A 5,671-nucleotide genomic window follows, 5' to 3' on the forward strand; every position below is an offset into this window, starting at 1 on the left:
GAAGAAAATAAAAAATTAGTACAAGAATACTCTACTGTAAGTACTAAACATTTAAGAAATAAAATTGCAGGATATGTAACAAGGCTTGTAAGGTTAGAACAAACCCAAAAATAAGCTTTTTTCATATTTTCTTACTCTTTTTTTTATTTAATATTTTTTTTATAATTCCAATTTTAATGATTTGTCATAATTAATTTTTTATTATAAAGTTTATTAATACCGTTGTATAAAAATATATATGTATATTTTGTTTAATCAATATTTGAAAAATATTGATAAATTTTCAAGAAATAGGTGAACTTATGGATTTAATAGTAGTAAAATTTGGCGGAACATCGGTTGGAGATGGTTCCAGAATTAAAAAAGCGGCCCAGTCCGTGGTAAATGAGTATATGAAAGGCAATCAGGTTGTAGTTGTAGTTTCAGCTGTTAACAAGGCAACCGATGAACTTATTGGTATATCCAATGATGCTATTGGTACAAGTTTAACAGATAAGCAGAAGGCAGAAATTATGGCTATGGGCGAATTAACTAGTTCTAGATTATTCTCAGCAACTATTGAATCTTTAGGAGTAACATCAGAATTCATTGACCCATATAATGAATTATGGCCTATCATTACAGATTCAAATTCTTTGGAAGCAAAAATTGATTTGAATACCACTCATAAGAAAGTTGAAGGAATCAAACAGCTTATCAATCAAGGTGTTATCCCTGTTATTTGCGGATTCTTAGGAAAAGGTCCAAGTGGGGAAATTACAACATTAGGAAGAGGTGGAAGTGATATTACTGCATTTTTATTAGGACATTGTCTTGATGCTAATGAAGTGGTAATCGTTACTGATGTGGACGGAGTAATGTCCACTGACCCGAATAAAATTGAAGATGCAAGATTATTGGACACAATTTCTGTTGAGGAGTTAAGGGACTTGGCAACACACGGCGCACAGGTTTTACATCCTCACGCATTAAAATATAAAGATCCATTAATAAGTGCAAAAATTATCAATTTTTCTCACGGAGACATAGATTCAAAGGGAACACGCATTGTAGGTCCTTTTGAAGGGGATATGTTGAAGTGTGTAACCCTTTATAAAAATCCTATTTCACTTATAGCAATTGTCGGAGAGGCAATGCTTAAAAAAGTTGGTTTGTTGGCTGAGTTAACTACTGCTCTTGCTGGAGAAGATATCAATATCTTTGGTGTTTCTGCAGGTCAAAACTCTATCACTGTTTTCGTTGATAAAGCAGATTCTAATAAAGCATATCATTTATTGCATCATCTAGTTGTTGAACTTGATGTTTTAAGTTCATTATCTCTTGGAAGGGATACTGCGATGATTACTTTTGTTAGTCCAGATATTATTGAAACTCCTGGAATTATTTCGGATATTACAGAACCACTTAGAAAAAATAACATTAACATATTAGAAATTACTTCATCACAAACCGCAGTTGTTTTATTTGTTGACTGGGAAGATGGTGAAAAAGCACATAAATTAATTAGCGAGGTTTTAGAATGAATTTTGAAGGCACATATGTTGCAATGGTCACTCCTTTTACAAAAGAAGGAGAATTAGATGAGGAAGGATTTAGGTCAAATATAAATTATTTAATAGAAAGAGGTGTTAACGGTTTAGTTGGTGCTGGAACTACCGGGGAATCAGCCACCATGACTCATGATGAGCATCATCGTGTAATTGATATTTTAGTAGATGAAGTTAACGGAAGGGTCCAAACCGTTGCGGGAACTGGTAGCAACTCTACTTCAGAAGCTATTTCCCTAACTAAATTCGCCGCTGATGCAGGTGCAGATTCCGCATTGTTAATCACCCCTTATTACAACAAACCACAACAACATGCTTTAGTAGAACATTATGGTGATGTTGCTGAAGCTTGTGATATTCCAATTATTGCATATAATGTTCCATCACGTACTGGAAGTAATATTGAAGTTGAAACCGCAGTTGAGTTAGCTAAAATCGATGGTGTGGACGCTATTAAAGAAGCTAGCGGAAGCGTTGATAAAGTGTCAGATATCTATAGGGCACTCACTCACGAAGGTCTTGAAGATGATTTCAATATCCTTTCAGGTGAAGATTCTTTAACTTTACCAATCATGGCAGTTGGAGGAACCGGTGTAATTAGTGCATCTGCAAATATTGATACCAGAAGAATGGTTTTAATGGTTGACAGTATTTTAAATGATGATTATACAAGAGCAATGGAACTTCACTATGAAATGGTTGAATTAATTAGAGCATTATTCATTGAAAGTAACCCTGTCCCTGTAAAAACTGCAATGAATTTGATGGGACTTCCATCAGGACCTTTAAGAAAACCGTTATGTGATATGAAAGAAGAAAACCTGGAAATTCTTAAAAAAGCATTAAAAGATTCCGAGTTAATTTAGGTAGGTATTATAATGATTAAAGTAGCAGTAACTGGAGCTGCAGGAAGAATGGGCTCCGGTATTATTAGAAAAATTACAGAACAAGATGATATGGAAGTAGTTGCGGCTATTGAAATGGCAAACACTCCTCTCGCAGGTAAAGACGCAGGTCTTCAAGCTGGAATTGATGAAATTGGTGTCAAAATTACCGGTTCTGAGAATTTGGAAGAGGCTTTAAAATCATCAGGTGCTGAAGTTTTAGTTGATTTCACTATTGCTCATGCGGCTGTTGAAACAATTAAAGTGGCTACTGCTTGTGGTGTAAACGTTGTTGTTGGAACTACAGGTTTCACTGATGAACAAATGGCATCCAATGTTAAAAACATTGAAGATAATAATGTTCGTGCTGTCATCTCATCAAACATGGCTATTGGAGTAAATGTATTTTTCAACACTCTAAAGAAATTGGCTCCTCTTTTATATGATTTTGATATTGAAATTATTGAGGCACATCACAATCAGAAAAAAGACGCTCCATCTGGAACTGCAATGACTGCATTTGAAGTAATTGCTGAGGAACTTGGCCGTAATCCTGAAGAAGTTGGTGTATTCGGCAGACATGGTTTAGTCGGCAAAAGAACACCTGAAGAAATTGGAGTTCACGCAGTCCGTGGTGGTGACATTGTCGGTGATCATACTGTGATGTTTGTCGGTGATGGTGAAAGGTTAGAGGTTAAGCATCAGGCTCATACTAGGGAAGTTTTCATAGCAGGTGTAATCAGAGCAATTAGATATGTTCCTACTGCTGAAAAAGGTGTTGTAAGTAGTATGAATGATGTTTTAGGTTTAGAATAGGTGATGATATGGTAAATGTAGGTGTACTTGGTGCAACTGGGATGGTTGGCCAAAGATTTATTCAATTGCTTGAAAACCATCCAGATTTCGAAGTTACAGCATTAGCGGCTTCATCCAGATCTGCTGGTAAAAGATATGAGGATGCTACTACTTGGTATTTGGATAGTGAAATGCCTGAGTCAGTTAGAGACATTACTGTGATTGACACTAATCCTGATGAGATGGATGATGATGTGGATATTGTATTTTCTTCTCTCCCAACTGAATTCGCAGCAAAAGTTGAAAAAGAATTTGCAAAGGATTATGTTGTTGCAAGTAACGCTAGTGCTCATCGTATGAAAAAAAATATTCCATTAGTAATTCCTGAAGTCAATCCTGAGTATTTAGACATGATTGATGCACAGCAAAAGGAGAATGACTGGGATGGATTCATTGTAACCAATCCAAATTGCTCAACTATTGCATTAACTTTAACATTAAAACCTATTGTTGATAACTTTAATGTAAAATCTGTTAGAGTCTCTACAATGCAAGCTGTATCTGGTGCAGGTTATAATGGAGTTCCTTCTATGGCTATTGTCGATAATCTTGTTCCATATATTGGCAGTGAAGAGGAAAAAATGGAAAGCGAAACCCTTCATTTGTTAGGTTCTTTTGATGGCACTAATGTAAACAATGCCGATTTCAAATTAAGTGCGTCCTGTCATAGGGTGCCTGTTATTGATGGTCATACTGAAGCAGTATTCATTGAGTTGGACGATGACTTTGACATTGATGATGTTAAAAGCAAAATGGCAAATTTCAAAGCATTACCGCAAGAACTTAATTTATTCTCTGCTCCGGAAAATCCTGTCATTGTCAAAGAAGAAAACGACAGGCCTCAACCTAGAATGGACAGAAATGCAAGTAATGGTATGGCTGTTACTGTAGGTAGACTTAGAAAAGACCAAGCTTTTGATAATAGTTTTAAATATGTTCTTGTTGGACATAATACTATTCGTGGTGCTGCTGGAGCATCCATATTGAATGCTGAATTAATTAATGATAAAATACTCTAATTTTATCAATTTATTTTTTCTATTTTTTTTAATTTTTTTTATTTTTTCCATCTGTATTCTAATTCTTTTTAATTTGTTTTGTAAGTTATTTTAAGGGTTTAATTTAAATAGTATGAAATAAATAATTTATGTTAAGGAATTATATTGTACATTATATCGGAATTTTCAAATTCATTATTTTTTAATAATTTGATGCCGATATTGGGATAAAATTTAAACTAAGGGATAGAATGCAAATAGGAATAGATGCTGAAAAAGATACTTTACAATCTTTAATCCGGTCTTGCCTTTTGGAGCTCAATAAATTGAAATTAGATTTAACTGAGCTTGAAATCCAAAGGGCTAATGATAATACACCACGACGAATTAAAGAACTCGAAAAAGACATTTTAGACAAGGAAAAGGAAGTTTCTGTAATAAAATTCAAAGCTGAAGACGAAATTAACATCCTGAAAAAACAACTTGATGAAAAGGATATTCTGATTAAAAATCAAGAGGATAGGATTTATGAATTGGATTATGTCAACAATTCTCTTGATGAAATTAAGGAATACTTTGCAGAACAGTTGAGGGATTATAAGAAAAAAGAATTGTCTGACGTAAATGAAAGATTAAACGAATCTTACAAAAGTATTGCAGAAAAAGAAGCAACCATCAATTCTCTTTCAAGGACTGTCGATGAATATAAAATTCAGGTAATTAAACTTGAGAACAATGTCGAGTCTCAAACTCAAATAATGGAACTTGAAAAAGAGATTGAACTTAAAAATAAGGAGATTCTTTTAAAGGAAAGTGAACTTACTAAAAAAGACAATGAATTGGATGTCTTAAAAGAACAGACAATTCCTAAAGATGAATATATTTCCCTTCAAACTCAATTTGAAACTGAAATTAATGCAATGGATGCAGAAATTTCTAATTTAAAAGTAGACTCCGTCCCTAAAAAAGATTATGATGATCTTCAAGTTAAATTTGATTCTGAAATTAAAAATTTAGGTGAAGAAATCATTAATCTTAAAGAAAGTACTATTCCTAAAGATGATTATGTTTCTCTTAAAACTCAGTTAGAAAATGAGATTTATGCTCGTAATAAAGAACTGGAGGACATTAAAGAGAACACTATTCCTAAAGATGATTATGTCTCTCTTAAAACTCAGTTAGAAAAGGAGATTTACGCTCGCAGTATTGAGCTTGAGGACATTAAAGAGAATACTATTCCTAAAGATGATTATGTTTCTCTTAAAACTCAGTTAGAAAATGAGATCTCTGTTCGTAATAAAGAACTGGAGGACATTAAAGAGAATACTATTCCTAAAGATGATTATGTTTCTCTTAAAACTCAGTTAGAAAATGAGATCTCTGTTCG

General features: G+C 33.6%; 5 protein-coding genes and 1 pseudogene. All 6 read left to right on the forward strand.

What is annotated here, in order from left to right:
- Positions 1-114, forward strand: a pseudogene (locus tag E7Z77_RS09100) (30S ribosomal protein S17e); the annotation flags it as partial.
- Positions 115-302: 188 nt separating this feature from the next.
- Positions 303-1,523 carry an aspartate kinase gene (locus tag E7Z77_RS09105; protein WP_292753221.1) on the forward strand — a complete coding sequence of 407 codons (1,221 nt, stop codon included), beginning with the start codon at positions 303-305 and terminating at the stop codon, positions 1,521-1,523.
- Positions 1,520-2,413: a 4-hydroxy-tetrahydrodipicolinate synthase gene (gene dapA, locus E7Z77_RS09110; protein ID WP_292753224.1), complete on the forward strand. Its 894-nt coding sequence runs from the start codon at positions 1,520-1,522 to the stop codon at positions 2,411-2,413. Before E7Z77_RS09105 ends, dapA begins: the two co-directional genes overlap by 4 nt.
- Before the next feature lie 12 nt (positions 2,414-2,425).
- Complete coding sequence (gene dapB, locus E7Z77_RS09115) at positions 2,426-3,247, forward strand: 4-hydroxy-tetrahydrodipicolinate reductase (RefSeq protein ID WP_292753227.1); 822 nt, start codon at positions 2,426-2,428, stop codon at positions 3,245-3,247.
- Positions 3,248-3,255: 8 nt separating this feature from the next.
- On the forward strand, positions 3,256-4,305 hold the full coding sequence (gene asd, locus E7Z77_RS09120; RefSeq protein ID WP_292753230.1) for an aspartate-semialdehyde dehydrogenase: 1,050 nt from the start codon (positions 3,256-3,258) through the stop codon (positions 4,303-4,305).
- 230 nt (positions 4,306-4,535) lie between these two features.
- On the forward strand, positions 4,536-5,671 hold a 1,136-nt coding region (locus tag E7Z77_RS09125; protein WP_292753233.1), incomplete at its 3' end, for a hypothetical protein.

The sequence above is a fragment of the Methanobrevibacter sp. genome, assembly GCF_015062985.1.
Lineage (GTDB): Archaea > Methanobacteriota > Methanobacteria > Methanobacteriales > Methanobacteriaceae > Methanocatella.